At 63.7% G+C, this 20,033-nt stretch carries 18 protein-coding genes; 7 read left to right on the forward strand and 11 right to left on the reverse strand.

Annotated elements, in window-relative coordinates; translation table 11 throughout:
* Window positions 1-128 precede the first annotated feature (128 nt).
* From rpoB to SE92_RS07365, 11 genes are all read right to left on the reverse strand, one after another.
* Window positions 129-4,247 (reverse strand): DNA-directed RNA polymerase subunit beta, encoded by a 4,119-nt coding sequence (gene rpoB / locus SE92_RS07315; protein ID WP_063195101.1) that lies wholly within the window; start codon window positions 4,245-4,247, stop codon window positions 129-131.
* A gap of 483 nt (window positions 4,248-4,730) precedes the next feature.
* On the reverse strand, window positions 4,731-5,108 hold the full coding sequence (gene rplL / locus SE92_RS07320; protein WP_008136432.1) for a 50S ribosomal protein L7/L12: 378 nt from the start codon (window positions 5,106-5,108) through the stop codon (window positions 4,731-4,733).
* Between the two features lie 54 nt (window positions 5,109-5,162).
* Window positions 5,163-5,681 carry a 50S ribosomal protein L10 gene (rplJ, locus tag SE92_RS07325; protein WP_063203383.1) on the reverse strand — a complete coding sequence of 173 codons (519 nt, stop codon included), beginning with the start codon at window positions 5,679-5,681 and terminating at the stop codon, window positions 5,163-5,165.
* Between the two features lie 578 nt (window positions 5,682-6,259).
* Window positions 6,260-7,213, reverse strand: a complete 954-nt coding sequence (locus SE92_RS07330; protein WP_063195102.1) for a 2-hydroxyacid dehydrogenase — start codon at window positions 7,211-7,213, stop codon at window positions 6,260-6,262.
* 90 nt (window positions 7,214-7,303) lie between these two features.
* Entirely contained in the window at window positions 7,304-7,996 is a 693-nt protein-coding gene (gene rplA / locus SE92_RS07335) for a 50S ribosomal protein L1 (protein ID WP_014494487.1), read from the reverse strand.
* A 6-nt stretch (window positions 7,997-8,002) separates the two neighbouring features.
* Window positions 8,003-8,431, reverse strand: coding sequence for a 50S ribosomal protein L11 (rplK, locus tag SE92_RS07340; RefSeq protein WP_006611824.1), 429 nt, complete (start codon window positions 8,429-8,431; stop codon window positions 8,003-8,005).
* Window positions 8,432-8,653: 222 nt separating this feature from the next.
* Window positions 8,654-9,208: a transcription termination/antitermination protein NusG gene (gene nusG, locus SE92_RS07345; RefSeq protein ID WP_007602985.1), complete on the reverse strand. Its 555-nt coding sequence runs from the start codon at window positions 9,206-9,208 to the stop codon at window positions 8,654-8,656.
* Window positions 9,208-9,399 (reverse strand): preprotein translocase subunit SecE, encoded by a 192-nt coding sequence (gene secE / locus SE92_RS07350; RefSeq protein ID WP_007602984.1) that lies wholly within the window; start codon window positions 9,397-9,399, stop codon window positions 9,208-9,210. Before secE ends, nusG begins: the two co-directional genes overlap by 1 nt.
* Window positions 9,400-9,743: 344 nt before the next feature.
* Window positions 9,744-11,012, reverse strand: a complete 1,269-nt coding sequence (locus SE92_RS07355; protein WP_063195103.1) for a class I SAM-dependent methyltransferase — start codon at window positions 11,010-11,012, stop codon at window positions 9,744-9,746.
* Between the two features lie 97 nt (window positions 11,013-11,109).
* On the reverse strand, window positions 11,110-12,129 hold the full coding sequence (locus SE92_RS07360) for a lysylphosphatidylglycerol synthase transmembrane domain-containing protein (protein WP_063195104.1): 1,020 nt from the start codon (window positions 12,127-12,129) through the stop codon (window positions 11,110-11,112).
* 13 nt (window positions 12,130-12,142) lie between these two features.
* On the reverse strand, window positions 12,143-12,730 hold the full coding sequence (locus SE92_RS07365; protein WP_245324494.1) for an SIS domain-containing protein: 588 nt from the start codon (window positions 12,728-12,730) through the stop codon (window positions 12,143-12,145).
* A 165-nt stretch (window positions 12,731-12,895) separates the two neighbouring features.
* On the opposite strand from SE92_RS07365, the gene SE92_RS07370 reads away from it, so the two are divergent.
* The 7 genes from SE92_RS07370 (at window position 12,896) to SE92_RS07400 (ending at window position 20,030) form a co-directional block, all read left to right on the forward strand.
* A complete protein-coding gene (locus tag SE92_RS07370) occupies window positions 12,896-13,909 on the forward strand; it encodes an SDR family oxidoreductase (RefSeq protein WP_063203384.1) in 1,014 nt (337 codons plus the stop codon).
* An 82-nt stretch (window positions 13,910-13,991) separates the two neighbouring features.
* Window positions 13,992-15,557: a PfkB family carbohydrate kinase gene (locus tag SE92_RS07375; RefSeq protein ID WP_063195106.1), complete on the forward strand. Its 1,566-nt coding sequence runs from the start codon at window positions 13,992-13,994 to the stop codon at window positions 15,555-15,557.
* Between the two features lie 27 nt (window positions 15,558-15,584).
* Complete coding sequence (locus SE92_RS07380; protein WP_063195107.1) at window positions 15,585-16,586, forward strand: NAD-dependent epimerase/dehydratase family protein; 1,002 nt, start codon at window positions 15,585-15,587, stop codon at window positions 16,584-16,586.
* Between the two features lie 5 nt (window positions 16,587-16,591).
* Window positions 16,592-17,203: an HAD family hydrolase gene (locus SE92_RS07385; RefSeq protein ID WP_245324496.1), complete on the forward strand. Its 612-nt coding sequence runs from the start codon at window positions 16,592-16,594 to the stop codon at window positions 17,201-17,203.
* Entirely contained in the window at window positions 17,200-18,237 is a 1,038-nt protein-coding gene (locus SE92_RS07390; RefSeq protein ID WP_063195109.1) for a phosphotransferase, read from the forward strand. Before SE92_RS07385 ends, SE92_RS07390 begins: the two co-directional genes overlap by 4 nt.
* Entirely contained in the window at window positions 18,212-19,060 is an 849-nt protein-coding gene (locus SE92_RS07395) for a transketolase (protein WP_084251768.1), read from the forward strand. Before SE92_RS07390 ends, SE92_RS07395 begins: the two co-directional genes overlap by 26 nt.
* A gap of 10 nt (window positions 19,061-19,070) precedes the next feature.
* Window positions 19,071-20,030: a transketolase family protein gene (locus tag SE92_RS07400; protein WP_063195110.1), complete on the forward strand. Its 960-nt coding sequence runs from the start codon at window positions 19,071-19,073 to the stop codon at window positions 20,028-20,030.
* Window positions 20,031-20,033: the final 3 nt, after the last annotated feature.

The raw sequence follows: 20,033 nt of genomic DNA on the forward strand, positions 1-20,033 counted from the left end.
GTCTTCTCCTCGCGTGCCGGTCGCCTCCGGCCGCAAATTCGAAAATCACTCAAGCAGGGCGCCCTGCCCTCAAGGCATCGGGAGGGGCGCCGATGCCCGGCCGTGAAGGCCGGGCATGAAAGGTCGCGTTACTCGGCCGCTTCCGACGTCGGCGCCGGTCCAACCTTGGAGTTGTGCAGGTCGACGTTGAGGCCGAGCGAGCGCATTTCCTTGACCAGCACGTTGAACGATTCCGGAATACCGGCCTCGAACGTGTCGTCGCCGCGCACGATCGCCTCGTACACCTTGGTGCGGCCGGCGACGTCGTCCGACTTCACCGTCAGCATTTCCTGGAGCGTGTACGCCGCGCCGTAAGCCTCGAGCGCCCACACCTCCATTTCGCCGAAGCGCTGGCCGCCGAACTGCGCCTTGCCACCCAGCGGCTGCTGGGTCACGAGCGAGTACGGACCGATCGAACGCGCATGGATCTTGTCGTCGACGAGATGGTGCAGCTTGAGCATGTAGATGTAGCCCACCGTCACCTTGCGATCGAACGCGTCGCCGGTACGGCCGTCATAGACGGTCGACTGGCCCGAAGCGTCGAGACCCGCAAGCTTCAGCATCTCCTCGATGTCGGCTTCCTTGGCGCCGTCGAACACGGGCGTTGCGATCGGCACGCCGCGGCTGAGGTTATGGCCGAGCTCGATCAGCTCGTTGTCGTTGAGCGACTTGATCGTCTCGTCTTCGCCGTAGACCTTCTTCAAGGTTTCCTTCAGCGGCTTGATGTCCTGCTTCGACAGATACGCATCGACCGTCTGGCCGATACGCTTGCCGAGGCCGGCGCAGGCCCAGCCGAGATGGGTCTCGAGGATCTGTCCGACGTTCATGCGCGAGGGCACGCCGAGCGGATTGAGCACGATGTCGGCATGCGTACCGTCTTCGAGGAACGGCATGTCCTCGATCGGCACGATCTTCGACACCACGCCCTTGTTGCCGTGGCGGCCGGCCATCTTGTCGCCGGGCTGGATCTTGCGCTTCACCGCGACGAAGACCTTGACCATCTTCATCACGCCGGGCGGCAATTCGTCACCGCGCTGAAGCTTCTCGACCTTGTCGAGGAAGCGCTGCTCGAGGCCCTTCTTCGACTCGTCGTACTGCTTCCGCATGGCCTCGATCTCGGCCATCAGCTTGTCGTTCGGCGAGGCGAACAGCCACCACTGCGACTTCGGGTACTCCTCGAGCACCGCACGGGTGATCTTGGTGTCCTTCTTGAAGCCCTTGGGACCGGCAATGCCCTGCCGCCCTTCGAGCAGCTCGGCAAGACGGTTGTAGACGTTGCGGTCCAGGATCGCCTGCTCGTCGTCGCGGTCCTTGGCCAGACGTTCGATCTCTTCCCGCTCGATCGCCAGCGCACGCTCGTCCTTGTCGACGCCGTGACGGTTGAACACGCGGACTTCCACGATCGTGCCCTGCACGCCCGGGGGAACGCGCAGCGAGGTGTCGCGAACGTCGGAAGCCTTCTCGCCGAAGATGGCGCGCAGGAGCTTTTCTTCCGGCGTCATCGGGCTCTCGCCCTTCGGCGTGATCTTGCCGACCAGGATGTCGCCGGCGCGCACTTCCGCACCGATGTAGACGATACCGGCTTCGTCGAGGTTCTTCAGCGCTTCTTCCGAGACGTTCGGAATGTCGCGGGTGATTTCCTCAGGGCCGAGCTTGGTGTCGCGGGCCATCACCTCGAACTCCTCGATGTGGATCGAGGTGAAGACGTCTTCCTTCACGATCCGCTCGGAGAGCAGGATCGAGTCTTCGAAGTTGTAACCGTTCCACGGCATGAACGCGACGAGCACGTTCCGGCCGAGCGCGAGCTCGCCGAGATCGGTCGACGGACCGTCGGCGATGATGTCGCCCTTCTTGACGATGTCGCCAACCTTCACCAGCGGACGCTGGTTGATGCAGGTCGACTGGTTGGAGCGCTGGTACTTCATCAGACGGTAGATATCGACGCCCGACTTGGTCGGATCGAGATCTTCCGTGGCGCGGATGACGACGCGGGTCGCGTCGATCTGATCGATCACGCCCGAACGGCGCGCCGCGATCGCGGCACCCGAGTCACGCGCGACCACGCCTTCCATGCCGGTACCGACGAACGGCGCCTCGGCGCGAACCAGCGGCACCGCCTGGCGCTGCATGTTCGAGCCCATCAGCGCGCGGTTGGCGTCGTCGTTCTCGAGGAACGGGATCAGCGCCGCGGCGACCGAAACGAGCTGCTTCGGCGACACGTCCATGTAGTCGACCTTGTCCGGCGTCACCGGCAAGACTTCGCCGGCGTGACGGCAGACCACGAGGTCTTCGGTGAAGCGGCCCTTCGGGTCGAGCGGCACGTTGGCCTGCGCGACCGTGTAGCGGCCCTCTTCCATCGCCGAGAGGTACACGACCTCGTCGGTGACGCGGCCGTCCTTGACCTTGCGGTACGGCGTCTCGACGAAGCCGTACTTGTTCACGCGCGCGAACGTCGCGAGCGAGTTGATCAGGCCGATATTCGGACCTTCCGGCGTCTCGATCGGGCAGATGCGGCCGTAATGGGTCGGATGCACGTCGCGGACTTCGAAGCCGGCGCGCTCGCGGGTCAGACCGCCCGGTCCAAGCGCCGAGAGACGGCGCTTATGGGTGATCTCCGAGAGCGGGTTGGTCTGGTCCATGAACTGCGAGAGCTGCGAGGAGCCGAAGAACTCGCGCACGGCGGCAGCCGCCGGCTTCGCGTTGATCAGGTCCTGCGGCATGACCGTGTCGATGTCGACCGAGGACATGCGCTCCTTGATCGCGCGCTCCATGCGCAGCAGGCCGATGCGGTACTGGTTCTCCATGAGCTCGCCGACCGAACGCACACGGCGGTTGCCGAGATGGTCGATGTCGTCGATCTCGCCCTTGCCGTCGCGCAAATCCACCAGCGTCTTGATGACGGAGAGGATGTCTTCCTTGCGCAGCGTGCGCTGGGTGTCGGGCGCATCGAGGTCGAGGCGCATGTTCATCTTGACGCGGCCGACCGCGGAAAGGTCGTAGCGTTCGGCGTCGAAGAACAGCGACTGGAACATGGCCTGCGCCGAATCCAGCGTCGGCGGCTCGCCCGGACGCATCACGCGGTAGATGTCGAACAGCGCGTCTTCACGCGTCATGTTCTTGTCGGCCGAGAGCGTGTTGCGGATGTAGGGACCGACATTGACGTGGTCGATGTCGAGCAGCGGCAGTTCCTTGTAGCCGTGCTCGTTGAGCACCTTCATCGACTTGTCGGTGATTTCCTCACCGGCTTCGGCGTGGATCTCGCCCGTCTTCGGGTTGACGAGGTCCTCGGCGATGTAGTTGCCGACCAGTTCCTCGTCGGCCAGGCGCAGCGCCTTCAGCCCCTTCTCCTGGAGCTGGCGGGCGGCGCGGACGGTGAGCTTCTTGCCGGCCTCGAGCACGACCTTGCCGGTGTCGGCATCGATCAGATCGTTGACGGTCGAGTAGCCGCGGAAACGATTGGCGTCGAACGGAACGCGCCAGCCTTCCTTGGTCCGCTTGTAGAGAATCTTCTTGTAGAACGTGGACAGGATCGCCTCGCCGTCGAGGCCGAGGGCGAACATCAGCGACGTCACCGGAATCTTGCGGCGACGGTCGATACGCGCATAGACGATGTCCTTGGCGTCGAACTCGATGTCGAGCCAGGAGCCGCGATACGGGATCACGCGGGCGGCGAACAGCAGCTTGCCCGAGGAATGGGTCTTGCCCTTGTCATGGTCGAAGAACACGCCGGGCGAGCGGTGCATCTGCGAGACGATGACGCGCTCGGTGCCGTTGACGATGAAGGTGCCATTCATCGTCATGAGCGGGATGTCGCCCATGTAGACGTCCTGCTCCTTGATGTCCTTGACCGACTTCGCGCCGGTTTCCTCGTCGATATCGAACACGATGAGGCGCAGCGTCACCTTGAGGGGAGCCGCGAAGGTCATGCCGCGCTGGCGGCACTCGTCGACGTCGTATTTCGGCTGCTCGAACTCGTAGCGGACGAATTCCAGCATCGAGGTGCCCGAGAAGTCGGAGATCGGAAACACCGAGCGGAACACCGCCTGCAGACCCTCGTCGAGACGGCCACCCTGGGGTTCATCGACCATCAGGAACTGGTCGTAGGACGCCTTCTGAACCTCGATGAGGTTCGGCATCTCCGCCACTTCCTTGATGTGTCCGAAGAACTTGCGAACGCGTTTGCGACCGGTGAATGTCTGCTGCGCCATCGTGGCCTCTCATTTTCGTCGCCCGCTCCGGGCGAACCGTCCGGGACGCAGCTGCCGCCGCTCCCCGGGTTGAATTTTTCGAACCCGCTTTGGGGGCCGGAGACTCAGTTTCAGGTGGGAATGTCCTGAATCTGTTCTTCAGACCTTCAAAACGCAAAACGACGCGCGGGGCGCATAGGCACGCCCGCCCGTCACAACGATCGTTTTCACGGACTGCAAAAGCCCGAAATAGCTTGCTCTCCCAACGGCTTACAGGGAAATCCGGCATCCCTGCCCACCGCGCTTTCGTGCTGCCGACCCGATATGGGGCGACAATAGTGCAGATTCGAGGGGTAAACCCTCCAATCCCCACACTTTTTCGTGTTCGACCTGCGCCGGGACGTTCCGTCGCACGCCTTTTGCATCCGGTCCACCCTTCGAGGTATGGACCAAGATCCCGGGCTTCGCTCGATGCGCGCCCGGGATCTCGTCAATAAGCGATGCTTACTTGAGCTCGACCTTGGCGCCAGCCTTCTCGAGCTGGACCTTGATCTTCTCGGCTTCGTCCTTGTTCACGCCTTCCTTGACAGGCTTCGGCGCGCCCTCGACGAGGTCCTTTGCTTCCTTCAGGCCCAGGCCGGTGATGGCGCGGACTTCCTTGATGACCTCGATCTTCTTGTCGCCAGCCGAGGCCAGGACAACCGTGAACTCGGTCTTCTCTTCAGCCGGAGCGGCGGCAGCGCCACCACCAGCCGGACCGGCCACGGCGACGGCCGCGGCAGCCGAAACGCCCCACTTCTCTTCGAGGAGCTTCGCGAGTTCAGCAGCTTCGAGCACGGTGAGGCTCGAGAGGTCGTCAACGATCTTCTGCAAGTCAGCCATTGTTCAGTTTCCTTAGATGTAAGTCTGGTTCGGGTTTGAGTTTTGCGAAGGGCGTCAGGCCGCTTCGCCCTTTGAGGCATGAGCCTGGATGACGCGCGCGAGCTTGCCCGCGGGCGCATTGGCGAGCTGAGCGAGCTTGGTCGCCGGGGCCACAAGCAGGCCGACGATCTTGCCGCGCAGTTCATCAAGCGACGGCAGTGAGGCAAGGGCCTTCACGCTGTCGACATTCAGGACGGTCTTTCCCATCGAGCCGCCAATGATGACGAACTTTTCGTTCGCCTTGGCGAATTCGACGGCGACCTTTGGCGCCGCTACCGGATCGTTCGAAGTGGCGATCACGGTCGGTCCCTTCAGCATGGGACCGATGGCAACGACGTCAGTGCCTTCAAGAGCAATTTTGGCGAGACGGTTCTTCGAGACCTTTACCGAGGCGCCAGCCTGCTTCATCTGCATCCGCAGCTTCTGCATCTGGGCAACGGTCAGGCCGGAATATTGGGCAACGATCGCGACGCTCGTGGTCTTGAAGACCCCATTGAGCTGTTCGACCGCGTCCTTTTTTGCCGCTCGTTCCACAGCAAGCTCTTTCCGGTTGGCGGTCAACGCGAAAGCGGGACCGCCGGGTTGCACCCATCGTCCCACCCAAACCTGAACCTCGGGGCAATAGCCTGAGGACACGCCGGGCAAAACGACGATTCAAAGCCTGCCCTCCGGGAGCCCTAGGGCCCACGGCGTGTCGAGGTCCGAACCAGACCCGTTTCGCGAAGCCAGCCGTTAAAGCTGGATGCGAAGTGAAATCCGGTCTTCACCCGTCTATGCAGGCCATGCGATTAAGCCGTTGAGAAATCGAAATTCCCCGCGGGCGCCTGCAGTCTTGGACAGGACGAGGTCAGCCGGCGAACCGCCCGACCCCTGCCCACATTCCGCCAACCGACGGGTTTTCCTTCCTTTTCGGGCAAATCCTCACGGACGTCCTGAAAAGGAATGATCTCCTGTCGTGTCGGGTTTTGGAATGCGTGCACGAACGCGCCAGCCGAGGCCGGCACGTCCGGATGCGGTTCTTTAACCGCTCCGGCCCTGCTTGCCAAGAGCAAAATTCACACCAGTTCCAATCCCTTGCCGGCCGGGCTTGAGCCGGGCCGACAAGGACTGATTCAGGCCAATTTGACTTCATGAGGCAGCGGCTTGCCCGCGAAGAACGCCGTCAGGTTCGCCAGCACGCAAGCCTGCATGGCGACGTGCGATTCGAGGGTGTGACCGCCGATATGCGGGGCGAACACCACGTTCGGCAGCGCCGTCAGCGCGTCGGGAGCGTGCGGTTCCTTCTCGAATACGTCGAGGCCAGCGCCGGCGATGGTCTTGTCGGAGAGGGCCGCTACGAGAGCCTTCTCATCAATCACCGAGCCCCGCGAAATGTTGACGACATAGCCGTCGACGCCGAGACGCCTCAGGATGTCGGCATTGACGGCATGCTGGGTCTCGGCCCCTGCCCGCACCGCAATCATCAGCACGCTGCACCAATCGGCCAGCGCCTCCAGGGTCGGGAAATATTGATAGGGCAGATCGTATTTGCTGCGGCTGAAATAGCCGATTTCGCTCTCGAAGGCGGCGCAGCGCGCTGCGATCTTGCGGCCGATCTCGCCCATGCCGTAGACGCCGATGCGGCGGCCGGGCATGCCGGCCTGGGGTCGCATCATCGGCGATTGCTTCGAGGCGGCCCAATCGCCGCTGCGGACATATTGATCGGCCGCCAGGATCCGCCGTGTCGTCGCCAGCATCAGGGTCATCGCGATGTCGGCGACCGACGCCGCATTGGCGCCCGGACTGTGGCCGACCGCGATGTTGCGCGCTGCCGCAGCCTTCAGATCGACGCCGTCATAGCCGGTGCCGTAGCAGACGATGGCGCCGAGTTTTGGAAAAAGGTCCATCGCCTCCGCGCCGAGCGGCGAACCGCCGGCGGTCAGCAGCGCGCGGATGCCGGCGAGTTCTTCGGCCGGAAAAACCTCCCCCGCGGGCTTGCCGCCGGTGTCGAGCAATTCGAACCGCTCGGCGAAACGCGCCATCATCGTCTTGGGAAAGCGCGAATAGATCAGGACCTTGTCAGCCATTGTTCTTGTTTCCGGTGAATGCCTTCACAAACGACGAGGGGCGGAATCGGTCACCCGATTCCGCCCCTCGCCTCATGCAATTTCGAGACCTTAGCCGAGGATGGTGCCCGGCTCGACCTTTACGCCCGGGCCCATCGTCGAGGACACCGCAACGCGCTGGATGTAGGTGCCCTTGGAACCGGCCGGCTTCGCCTTCGAGACGGCATCGGCCAGAGCCTTGATGTTCTCGACCAGCTTCTCCTCGGAGAACGAGGCCTTGCCGACGCCGGCCTGCAGGATGCCGGCCTTCTCGACGCGGAACTCGACCGAGCCGCCCTTGGCACCCTTCACCGCACCGGTGACGTCCATGGTCACGGTGCCGATCTTCGGGTTCGGCATCAGGCCGCGCGGGCCGAGCACCTTACCGAGACGACCGACCAGCGGCATCATGTCGGGGGTGGCGATGCAGCGGTCGAAATCGATCGAGCCGTTCTGGACCTTCTCGACCAGGTCTTCGGCGCCGACGACGTCGGCACCCGCAGCCTTGGCTTCATCGGCCTTGGCGCCGCGGGCGAACACGCCGACGCGGAGCGTACGACCGGTGCCGTTCGGCAGGGTCACGACACCACGGACCATCTGGTCGGCGTGACGCGGATCGACGCCGAGATTGATGGCGACCTCGATGGTCTCGTCGAACTTCGCTTTCGCGCGTTCCTTGACCATCTTGATGGCGTCCGCGAGCGGATAAAGCTTCTCGCGGTCAACACCTTCGCGGGCTTTGTTCAAACGCTTTCCGATTGCCATAGCCGCTTACCCCGCCACTTCCAGACCCATCGAACGGGCAGAGCCCTCGACCATCTTCATGGCCGATTCGATCGAGTCGCAATTGAGATCCTTCATCTTCTTCTCGGCGATCTCGCGCACCTGCGCCTTGGTCACCTTGCCGGCCTTGTCACGGCCCGGCGCCTTCGAGCCGGACTGGATCTTGGCAGCCTGCTTGAGGAAGAACGACATCGGGGGGGTCTTCATCTCGAACGTGAACGAACGATCGGCGTAGATCGTGATCACGACGGGAATCGGGGTGTTCTTCTCTTCCTTCTGGGTCTGCGCGTTGAACGCCTTGCAGAATTCCATGATGTTGAGACCGCGCTGACCGAGCGCGGGACCGATCGGGGGCGAAGGATTCGCCGCACCGGCCGGGACCTGAAGCTTCAGGTATCCGGTCACTTTCTTTGCCATGTATCACTCCTGTTGTGCCGGCAGCGCCGGCGGTTTCAGGTTCGTGGTCTGGGTCGGATGCGGCTGGCAACCGCCCTCTCCCTCCCACGGCCTCTTCAGAGACGTCGCCGCCTCCACTCTCGTCATGCCCGGACTTGACCCGGGCATCCATCCCGCTTCGTAAAGTGCTTTGTTACGAAGCAGATGGATTGCCGGGTCAAGCCCGGCAATGACAGCATCGGATCAGACCTTCTCGACCTGACCGAATTCCAGTTCGACCGGCGTGGCGCGGCCGAAGATCGACACCGCGACCTTCACGCGCGAGCGCGCCTCGTCGATTTCCTCGACCACACCCGAGAACGAGGCGAACGGGCCGTCGGCCACGCGCACGTTCTCGCCAATCTCGAACGACACCGACGCCTTCGGCCGTTCCACGCCCTCCTGCACCTGGTGCAGGATCCGCATCGCCTCGGCTTCCGAAATCGGCATCGGCTTGTTTTCGGCACCGAGGAAGCCCGTGACCTTCGGCGTGTTCTTGATCAGATGAAACGCCTCGTCGGTCAGCTTCATCTTCACCAGCACGTAGCCCGGGAAGAACTTGCGTTCGGCGTCGATCTTGCGGCCGCGGCGCACTTCCGTGACCTTCTCGGTCGGAACCAGCACCAGCTCGAACAGCTCCTCGAGCCCGCGCTGCTTGGCTTGCTCGCGGATCGATTCGGCGACCTTCTTCTCGAAGTTCGAATAGGCGTGGACGATGTACCAGCGCTTGTCAGACAGTTGAGCGGTTGCTGTTGCCATCAGTGAATGCCCAGAAGGAAGGTGATGAGGACGCGGATGATCTGGTCGGCGGCGAAGAAGAAGATCGAGGCCACGGCGACCATGACGAACACCATGATGGTGGTGATCGTGGTCTCACGGCGGGTCGGCCAGGTGACCTTGGCGGTCTCCGAACGCACTTCCTGCAAGAACTTGAACGGGCTGACTGCCATCGTTTTGATGTCCAACGTCCGTCGACAGACGCGAATGAATTTCAGGGATCCGAACAGCCGCCGTTGGCCCAGCCCTCTGTCGCGAAGGATGAGCCGGAAACCGGGCTCGATTGTTCGGGGATTTCAAAGCCGCGCCGGAGATCCGCGTCTAACGGGCCGGCTGCGAGTGCGGGGTATCTACTGCGGATGAGAGCAAAGGTCAAGGTAGCGGTGGGCCCGCCAGGCTCCCCGGATCCGCCCCAGGCTCCGGCAGATTCCAAGCGAATCAAGGCTTTACCGGCCCTGATGATCCACCGGTGCAGGGGGCGGCCTGGTGCCGCGTCCCCTTCCCGCCTCGACGGCCGTCAGTCCGCCCGGTCGACGATCGAAATGCCCGGCAGCGGCACCACGAACTTTCCGCCTTCGGCGAAATAGCGGGCGTGCTTGGCCCGGATCGGGTCGACATAGCGCCAGGCGAACACGACCACGAAGGCCGGCTTGCGCTCGTAAAGGGCGGCGGGCGGCAGGATCGGGATGTCGTAACCCGGGCCGGCCATCACGTTCGCCTTCTTGGGGTCGTCGTCCACCAGGAAGTCGATTTTGCTCTCCAGGCCGAACTGCGGCAGCAGCGTCGTGGTGCCGACCGAGACACCGTAGCCGGCAACGAGCTGCCCGCGCGCATGAGCGGCATCGGCCATCGCAACCAGCTCGTCGCGGATCGCGGCGATCCGCTTCACGTAAGGCGCGTAATAGGCCGGCTGATCGACGCCGAGGCGTTCTTCCTCGGCGACGAAGCGCGCGACCTCGGCAGACGGCTTCTTGGCGCCACCGGCCCGCTGCACGGTCACGCGGATCGAGCCACCCTTGGTCCAGATGTGCTGGACGTCGATCAGTTCCATGCCGAGCCGGGCAAAGAAACGGATCAGCGGCTTGATGTTAAAATACGACAGATGCTCGTGATAGACGGTATCGAGCAGGTTCTTCTCGGTGACGTCGACGCCGTATTGTGTTTCGAACACGAACAACCCGTCGGGCGCGAGCACGTCGCGAACCCCGATCACCAGCGGATCGAGATTATCGACATTGGCGATCATGTTGTTGGCGATCACGACGCTCGCCGGGCCGTGGCTCTTGAGGATGCGGTGACCGATCGCATCGGTGAAGAAATCGCCGATGGTCTCGATCCCCGCCTCGGTCGCGCGCTTGGCGATATCGACCGCGGGATCGACACCCAGGACCCGCATGCCGCGCTCCTTGAAGTAGCCGAGCAGCGATCCGTCGTTGCTGCCGAGTTCGACGACCAGCGAGCCCGGCGCGATGCCGAAACGGCTGACGACGTCGTTGGCATAGCCGGCGAAGTGCTCGCGCAGGCCGAGCGAGAGCGAGGTTGTGTAGACGTAGTTGCGGTACTGAATCTCGGGATTACCGACATGGAGAATCTGGAGATGACCGCAATCCCGGCACAGATGCAGCGCCATCGGCACCGCGGCCCGGAACACCGGATCGTCGACGCTGGCGTCGGGGACCTGGAAGTTAGGTGTTCCGATGGGCATGCCTGCCATCGGAACGACCAGCTCTTGCTGGTCCGAATGACAGAGGCGGCAGGTATGGCGGACGTAGAACAGGTTTTTCATCGTGGAACCGAAAAATGAGATGCGCAGGCGGGTGAGGCAATCTCACCCCGTGAAGACAAGAACCGCAGCAATGGATTGAAGCGGGTACTGAAGCGGGTCATGGGTGGCTCGAGACTTCCTTGCCCAGCCCGTCGTAGCTGGGCGCTTCCTCCGCCGCCTTGGCGGCCTTGTCCGCGGAATACGAGCCACGCTCCGGACTTGCCAGCCAGATCCCGCCGCCGACGAGCCCTATGATCACGCTGATGGCGCCCAGCAGCAGCGAAACCGACAGCGCTTCCTCGGAGGGCACGCCCGCCAGACCGAGGCAGGCGACCATCGCCCCCTCGCGAACGCCCCAGCCGCTGATCGAGATCGGGACGGCCGTCAACAGCACCACCGGCGGAATCAGGACGACGGCGTCCAGCACCGAGAGCTGCGCTCCGACACCACGCGCCAAGGCGTAGCAGGCCGCCGCGGTCACGAGATGGATCAGGAGCGCCGATCCGAACAACAAGGCGCGGCGCTCGGACTGCAGCAGCAGAAACCTGACCAGCGTTCCGAACCGGACGAAGCTTGCGATCGCCGGATGCACGATGAGGCGCTTCGGCAAACGATCGAGCGTCAGCAGCACCACGGTGCCGGCGACGCCTGCCAGCGTCAGCCCGCCGATGGCCAGGATCGCCGCCTGGTTGGACACGCGTGACAGCAGCAACGGCAATCCGGCCACCATCAGCACGATCAACCCGATCAACGCCGTAAAACGGTCGGCCGCAACGCCCTTGACCGCCTCCGGCCATTGCACGCCCCGCTGGCGCAGCAGCCACATCCGCACCGCGTCCCCGCCGACCGACGACGGCAACACCTGATTGAACCAGAGGCTGATCATGAGGATGCGCCAGCCCGCGAGCCAATCCAGCGACACGCCGAGCGCGCGCATGATCAGCTCCCACCGACCGTTGAGTACGAAGGTCTGGAAGAAGATCAGCGCCAGCGCGAGGACGAACAGGAAAGGATCGACCGAGACGAGATGATTGCGCAATTGCTGCAGGTCGAGACCGCGCGCGATGTAGACCAGCACCGCGATCGACAGCAGCAGCTTTACCGAAAACAGGGCCGCCTGTTTGAACCGCGACTGCATCGGATGCCCTGCCTCAAGATGCCGGATATTCCGCGCGACCGATGACGAGGTCGATCGCGGCCATCATCCAGAACTGGTGCGTGGTCTCGACGATGTTGTAGCTGCGGCTGTCGACGAAGAAATTGACGTCGCCGAGATTGCGCAACGGATTGTCCGCATTCATCCCCGACAGCGTGATCACGTCGAGCTTCATCGACCGCGCCTGCGCGACCGCGTTGAGGATGTTCTTCGAGCGTCCCGACGAGCTGATCGCGACGAGGCAGTCGCCGGCACGGGCGTTGAGCCGCACGGCATGCGCGATCCAATCCTCGAACCCGTAGTCGTTGGCGAGGCACGACATCATGCTCGCGTCGCTGAAGCAGAGCGCAGGCACCGATGCGTTCTTCGAAAGATCGATCGCCAGATGCGAGGCGATGCCGGCGGAGCCGCCGTTGCCGATGAAGATGACGCGGCCGCCCTGCTCGCGCACGCGCAGCCAGATGGCGCGGGTGCCGGAGATGGAGGCGAAAACGCGCTCGTCGACCGCCGTCGCGCGATGGAGGCGCCCCACGTAATCGTCGAGGAAAGCCTTGTGATCGGGATCGACGGACACGGCGGGCATGGGCTGGCGGCTCGATTGCAACATGTCCGGGTGATACCGGCTATTACCAAGGATTGCAAAGGTATAATACTTGCAAAGTCGGCGAGCGGCTGATAGTCGGCTTTCGGGTTTCACTTAACATTGGCGGGCCTGTTTCGCTGGGCATTCGCGTCACGGATGTTCCCCATGAAATGCATTGTTACTGGTGGCGCAGGATTCATCGGAAGCCACCTCGTCGATCGGCTCCTAGACGATGGCCACGAAGTCGTCGCGCTCGATAATTTTGTGATCGGCCGCCCCGAAAATCTCGCCTCGCGCGCCAGTTCGAGCCAGCTGAAAGTCGCCCGGGCTGACGTCACCGACCTCGAATCGATCAAACCGTATTTCCACGGTATCGACTGGGTCTTCCACCTCGCGGCGCTCGCCGACATCGTTCCCTCGATCGAGTCGCCGATCCCGTATCATCGCGCCAATGTCGACGGCACGGTCAACGTGCTCGAGGCGGCACGGCACGCGGGCGCCAAGCGCTTCGTCTACGCCGCATCGTCGTCCTGCTACGGCATTCCCGACGTCTACCCGACACCGGAGAGCGCCGAGATCCGGCCGATGTATCCCTACGCGCTTACCAAAAATCTCGGCGAGCAGTGCGTCATGCACTGGTGCCAGGTCTACAAGCTGCCCGCGGTCGCGCTGCGCCTGTTCAACGTCTACGGGCCGCGCCATCGCACCACCGGCACCTACGGTGCCGTGTTCGGCGTGTTCATGGCGCAGAAGCTCGCCGGCAAGCCGTTCACTGTGGTCGGCGACGGCGAACAGACACGCGACTTCACTTTCGTCAGCGACGTCGCGGACGCCTTCGTGACCGCCGCGCGCTCCGACGTCTCGCACCGGGTACTCAACGTCGGCTCGGACAACACCTACAGCGTCAACCGGCTGGTCGAGCTTCTCGGCGGCGAAAAGGTCCACATTCCCAAACGTCCGGGCGAGCCCGACTGCACCTACGCCGACATCACTGAGATCAAGCGGGTCCTGAACTGGACGCCGAAGGTGAAATTCGAGGACGGCGTTGCGACGATGCTGAAATCGATGGATCAGTACAAGGACGCGCCGCTGTGGACGGTCGACAAGATCGCCGACGCCACCAAGGACTGGTTCAAATATCTCGGTGACGACAAGGGCGCGCCGAAGGCAAGCTCTTGAACAGGTTCGCGGGATATCGTTGCCGCGATTCGATCATTTCCGGGCGGCCATTTGAGACCTACCGGCGCTTTGGGTAATTCACATGGGTAATGCTCCGACAGACAAGCCGGCCGTCCATCCGGCACCGCACGACAAGATCAAGACGATCGAACAGCTCGGCGAGGTTGCGCGCGCCGCGCAGGCGAAGGGCCTGACCGTCGCGCTCTGCCACGGCGTGTTCGATCTGGTGCATCTGGGCCACGTCCGGCACATCCTGGCGGCGCGCAACGAGGCCGACGTGGTCATCGTGACCATCACCGCCGACCGTTTCGTCAACAAGGGCCCGGGTCGGCCGATCTTCCCGGAGAACATGCGCGCCGAGATGCTGGCTGCGCTCGGCACGGTCGATTGGGTCGGCATCAACCAGACCTCCAGCGCCGAGCCGGTCCTCGATACCGTGCGGCCCGACATCTACGTCAAGGGCTCGGACTACGAAAACCCCGAGGACGACGTCACCGGCAAGATCGCCGTCGAGCGCGACGCCGTCGAACGTCACGGCGGACGAGTCGTCTTCACGCGCGACGTGACGTTCTCTTCGTCCTCGCTGCTGAACCGCTACTTCGACATCTACGATCCGCCCCTGCGCGACTACCTGCAGAAGGTGCGCGAAGGCGGCGGCGCCGAACGCCTGCTGAAGCTGATCGACAAGATCCAGGACATGCACGTCGTCCTGGTCGGCGATACCATCATCGACGAATACCAATACGTCACCGCGCTCGGGAAGGCTTCCAAGGAGAACATCGTCGCCACGCTGTTCAAGAACGGCGAGCAATTTGCCGGCGGCGTCATTGCCGCGGCCAATCACGTGGCGAGCTTCTGCAAGTCGGTCGAGATCGTCACGACGCTGGGCGGCAACGACTACCCCGAAGAGTTCATTCGCGCGCACGTCCGTCCGAACGTCAAGCTCACGCCGATCCGCATTCAGGGCCGGCCGACGACGCGCAAATTGCGCTACGTCGAGATGGGCTATCTGCACAAGCTGTTCGAAGTCTACACGATGGACGACACGCCGCTGGACGAGACCGCGCGCAAGGAGATCGACAAGGTCACCGCGGAACGCGTGCGCAGCGCGGACGTCGTCATCGTCACCGATTTCGGTCACGGCATGATCGCATCCAGCACGATCGACACGTTGATCGAGAACTCCAAGTTCCTGGCCGTCAACGCCCAGAGCAACAGCGGCAACCACGGCTACAATCTGATCACGAAGTATCCGAAGGCCGACTACGTCTGCATCGACGCGCCGGAAGCGCGCCTGGCTGCGACGGACAAGTTCAACGACATCGCGTCGGTGATCGAGGACGGCCTGCACCGCAAGATCGATTGCGACAACATGATCATCACGCACGGCTCGTTCGGCTGCTACCCCTTCTCGTCGAAGACCGGCGTCGCGCGCGTGCCCGCTTTCACCAAGACCGTGGTCGACACGGTCGGCGCCGGCGATGCCTTCCTGACGATTACGGCACCGCTGGTCGCAGCCGGCGGCAATATCGAAGACGTCGCCTTCATCGGCAACGCGGCGGGCGCGATCAAGGTCGGCATCGTCGGTCACCGCAGCTCGGTCGAGAAGGCGCCGCTGGTCAAGTTTGTCACCGCGTTGTTGAAGTAGCGCGATCGAAAAATCTGGAGAACGACAGTGATTGATCAGAAATGGAACGTGATGGTCACCGGTGGCGCCGGCTATGTCGGCAGCGTGCTGGTTCCCCAGTTGCTGGCGGCGGGCCACAAGGTCACCGTGCTCGACCTCTTCATGTACGGCGAGGACGTCTTCAACGCGGTTCGCGACAATCCGAACCTGCGCCTGATCAAGGGCGACATCCGCGATGAGGCCGCGATCAACGAGGCCCTGCGCGGCAACAACGCGGTGATCCACCTCGCCTGCATCTCCAACGACCCCTCGTTCGAGCTGGATCCGGGGCTCGGCAAGTCCATCAACTACGACTGCTTCCGTCCGATGGTGCGCGCCGCCAAGAAAGCCGGCATCAAGCGCTTCATCTATGCCTCCTCCTCCAGCGTCTACGGCATCAAGGACGAGGCCGAGGTGACGGAGGAGCTGTCCTGCGAGCCGCTCACGGACTACTCCAAGTTCAAGGCGATGTGCGAGACCGACCTCGCTGAAGAAGCCGCGTCCGGCTTCGTCACCTGCACGGTTCGTCCCGCCACCGTCTGCGGCTACGCTCCCCGGCAGCGGCTCGACGTCGTCGTCAACATCCTGACCAACCTTGCGGTCAACACCGGCCGCATCCGCGTGTTCGGCGGGACGCAGAAGCGGCCCAATCTGCACATCCAGGACATGTCGGCGGCCTATCTGTTCCTGCTGCAGCAGGACGACGCCAAGATCGACGGCAAGACCTACAATATCGGCTACGAGAACCACTCGCTGATGAAGATCGCCGACATCGTCAAGTCGGTGGTCGGAAACAACGTCGAGGTGGCCGTCGAGCCGACCGATGATCTGCGCTCCTACCACGTCTCCTCGGAGAAGATCCGCCGCGAGCTCGGGTTTGCGCCGACCCACACCATCGAGCAGGCCGTGTCCGGACTCGTCGACGCCTTCAGGGGCGGCCGCCTGCCGAACTCGCTGAACGATCCCCGGTACTTCAACATCAAGATGATGCAGAACATCAGCCTGAAGTGAGCGGCGTGCGGATCGGCATCGATTTCGACAACACGATCATCTGCTACGACAAGGTCTTTGCCGCCGCCGCGCGCCAGCGTGGCCTGGTGCCCGAGGGCTGGACGGGGCTGAAGACCGAGGTGCGGGATTTCTTGCGATCCCGCGCCGGCGGCGAGCTGGCCTGGCAAGGGTTGCAAGGCTACGTCTACGGCAAGGGCATCGGCGGCGCCGAGATCTATCCCGGCGTCCGCGAGTTTCTCGCAAGCTGCCGCAAAGCCGGCGCGAGCGTCTTCATCGTCAGCCACAAGACCCGGTTCGGCCACCAGGATCCTGATCGCGTCGACTTGCGCGAGGCCGCGCGCGGCTGGCTCAAGGACGAAGGGCTGATCGACGCAGCCGACGCGGCGCTGGCGGCGGACAACGTCTATTTCGAGGACACGCTGGCGGCCAAGGTCGAGCGGCTCGCGAGCCTCGAGCTCGATATCTTCATTGACGATCTCGTCGACGTCTTCGAGCAGCCGCATTTTCCGAAGGCAACGCGATCGATCCTGTTCACGCAGTCGCGGCCGCCTCATCCCGCGCATTGCGAACCGATCGCGACCTGGGCGGATATAAGCCGCGGAGTGTTCGCGCCATGAGCGAGCCGGACCTGAGCGCGCAGGAAGCGGTCTCGATCGGCAGCCGCCTCGCCGGGGCACGGGTCGCGGCCGCTCACCCGGCGCGGTCCGGTGGCAACAACAGGGTGTTCCGGCTGGAGATGGCGCAGGGTCCGCCCCTCGCCCTCAAGCAATATCCGTCCGACGGGCGCGATCGCCTGGGACAGGAGTATGACGCGCTGTCGTTTCTGTCGCGCCACGGCATCATGTTGACGCCGCGCCCGGTCGCAAAGGACGCGGACTCGTTCTGCGCGCTGTATCAATGGTTCGACGGTGAAGCGGCGGTGCTGCGTCCCCAGCAGGACGATGCCGAGCAGCTCGCCGATTTCCTGATCGAATTGCAGAAGCTGCGCGACGCGGAAGGTGCGCGGGGTCTGCGGAACGCCTCTGCCAGCATCTTTTCGCCCGAAGAAGCCGTGGCCCAATACCAGCAGCGCCTCGACGGACTGCGGCAGGCCTCGTCCGATCATCCGGAGCTGCGTGCGTTCATCGACAACAGCCTGGTTCCGAGCACCGCCACCGCCATCCGGCGGCTCCGCCAGCGCTATGCGGAACTGGGCCGGGACCCCGGCGCGGACCTTTTGCCCGCGCATCGCGCATTGAGCCCGTCGGATTTCGGATTGCACAACGCGTTGCGCGCCGAAGACGGCCGGCTGCGCTTCATCGACTTCGAATATTTCGGCTGGGACGATCCGGTCAAGCTGGTGTCCGACACCGCGATTCACCCGGGCAGCGATCTGCCCGAGGCCAGCGCGAACCGGTTGATCGAACGGCTCTCGCGCGCCTTCGAGGCTGGGGATGACGCGTTTGCGATCCGCCGTGACGTACTGTATCCTGTGTTCGGGGCGATTTGGTGCCTGATTGTCCTGAATGCTTATTTGCCGGAAAGCCGCTCCCGGCGCGCCCTGGCTGCGCAAGGAGGCGATCTGACGGTCCGCCTTGCCGGCCAGCTCGACAAAGCCCGCCGGCTCCATCAAACGATTTGCCAACGTGATCCAGATCTCACCCCACGCTGAAGCCGCCCTCACCTGCACGCTGGACGAGCGCAGTCTCTATTTGCGCCGCCTGGTCCTCGGTTCTGTCCGTTCGGCCGGACGCGGCCATGTCGGTCCAGCCTTGTCGCTGATCGAGATGGTCCGCGTGCTCTACGACGACGTGCTGCGGATCGATCCGAAAAATCCGCGCGATCCGAATCGCGACCGCGCCATTCTCAGCAAGGGACACGGCTGTCTGGCGCTCTATGCGCTGCTGGCCGACCGCGGCTTCTTCCCGCTCTCGGAGCTGGACGGCTTCTGCGGCTCCGACAGTATTTTGGGCGGACATCCCGAATACGGCATGGTGCCGGGGGTCGAGGCCTCGACCGGCGCGCTCGGACACGGCCTGTCGATCGGCGTCGGCCTCGCGCTGGCCGCCCGCATGCACGAGCGCAGCTACCGCACCTTCGTCCTGCTCGGCGACGGCGAGATCAACGAGGGATCGGTGTGGGAAGCTGCGATGGGCGCGGCCAAGCACGGCCTCGATAATCTGGTCGCCATGATCGACTACAACAAGCTGCAGAGCTACGGGCCCACCGACTACGTGCTGCCGCTGGAGCCGCTCGCGGACAAGTGGCGCAGCTTCGGCTTCGCCGTGCAGGAGGTCAACGGCCACGACGTCGGCGCGCTGCGCACCGTCCTGAAGCAGGTCCCGGCCGTTGCCGGCAAACCGACTGCCATCATCTGCCATACCGTCAAGGGCAAGGGTCTGCCGCCCGCAGAATCCAACGCCGACTGGCATCACAAGAACAAGCTGTCCGACAGCGAGCTCGACGCCATCCGCGTCGCCGTCGGCGATTTTTGATCGGCTCCCCATGCGCAACACCGCCATGAACATGGTCCACAAGCTCGCCGCGCGCGACGAGCGTGTGCTTTACATCGGCTCCGATCCCGGCGCCGGCACGCTGCGTGCGATGAGCAAGGAGTTTCCGAAGCGCCATCTGATCGAGGGCATTTCGGAAGCCCACATCATCGGCATGTCGGCCGGCCTCGCGATGGAGGGTTTTGTTCCTTACGTGAACACCATCGCGACCTTCCTCACCCGCCGCTGCTACGAGCAGGTGGCGGTCGATCTCTGTCTGCACAATCTGCCGGTGCGGCTGATCGCCAATGGCGGCGGGCTGGTCTACGCGCCGCTCGGCCCGACCCACCAGGCGATCGAGGACATCGCCATCATGCGGGCGCTGCCGAACATGACGGTGATCTGCCCGTGCGATGCCGACGAGGCCGCACGCATGATGGAAAAGACGCTCGACTGGACCGGACCGATCTACATCCGGCTCGGCAAGGGCGGTGACGCCGTCGTCTCCAAGGCCGAGCACGGCTTCGAGATCGGCAAGGCCATCCTGATGCGGCCGCCCGGCGACGTCCTCATGGTGACCACCGGCATCATGCTTCAGCGCGCGCTGGCCGCAGCCGACCTGCTCGCTGCGCAAGGCATCCGCGCCGGCATCCTGCACATGCATACGGTGAAGCCGCTCGACACCGAAGCGCTGCTGCAGGCCATCCGCGGCGTCAAGTTGCTGGCAACGCTGGAGGAGCACGTGCCCTCCGGCGGCCTCGGCAGCGCGGTCGCCGAGACGCTGATCGACAAGCTCGGCTCCGGCCTGCCGCCGATGCTGCGGCTGTCGCTGCCGGACCGCTTCATGCACAATTACGGCTCGCAGGATTCGCTGCTGAAGAAGCACGGGCTTTCCGCAGCCGCGATCGCAACCTCGATCGAGCGCGCGCATGCCGCCTCGCACACCCCCTCTCCTCAACTCCATTCCACCTGACGG

The sequence above is a fragment of the Bradyrhizobium sp. AT1 genome (assembly GCF_001590795.1).
Classification (GTDB): Bacteria; Pseudomonadota; Alphaproteobacteria; order Rhizobiales; family Xanthobacteraceae; genus Bradyrhizobium.